Origin of the sequence: Chelativorans sp. ZYF759 (assembly GCF_012911015.1) — a bacterium.
Taxonomy (GTDB): domain Bacteria; phylum Pseudomonadota; class Alphaproteobacteria; order Rhizobiales; family Rhizobiaceae; genus ZYF759.
Genome location: NZ_WVVV01000060.1, coordinates 1 through 584 on the forward strand (window position 1 = coordinate 1; position 584 = coordinate 584).

The window sequence follows — 584 nt, forward strand, 5'->3', positions numbered from 1 at the left end:
CAAGGCCGAAAAGCGCATCTTCAAGCACAACGACCCGGCCGATCTCGACCGCATCCTGGCCGAATACGGGCCCGACCGGCCCAAGATCGTCGCCTTTGAGAGCGTCTATTCCATGGATGGCGACATCTCGCCGATGCGCCAGATCGTCGAGGTCGCCGAAAAGCACGGCGCCATGACCTATCTCGACGAGGTCCATGCGGTCGGCCTCTACGGCACGCGTGGCGGCGGCATCGCCGAGCGCGAGGGCCTGATGGACAGGATCACGCTCATCGAGGGCACGCTCGGCAAGGCCTTCGGCGTGGTCGGCGGCTACATCACCGGCTCGGCCGCCCTCATCGACTTCGTGCGCTCCTATGCGTCGGGCTTCATCTTCACCACCGCGCTGCCGCCGCATGTGGCGGCCGGCGCGCTCGCCTCCATCCGCCACCTCAAGGCAAGCCAGATGGAACGCATGCGCCAGCGCGACCGGGTCGCCAAGGTGCGCGCGCGTCTCGACGCCATCGGCATTCCCTATCTGCCCAATCCCAGCCACATCGTGCCGGTGATGGTGGGCGACGCGGCCAAGTGCAAATGGCTCTCCGACA

General features: G+C 66.6%; 1 protein-coding gene. It reads left to right on the plus strand.

Annotated elements, in window-relative coordinates:
* On the plus strand, positions 1-584 hold a 584-nt coding region (locus tag GRZ55_RS23925), incomplete at both ends, for an aminotransferase class I/II-fold pyridoxal phosphate-dependent enzyme (RefSeq protein WP_169289273.1).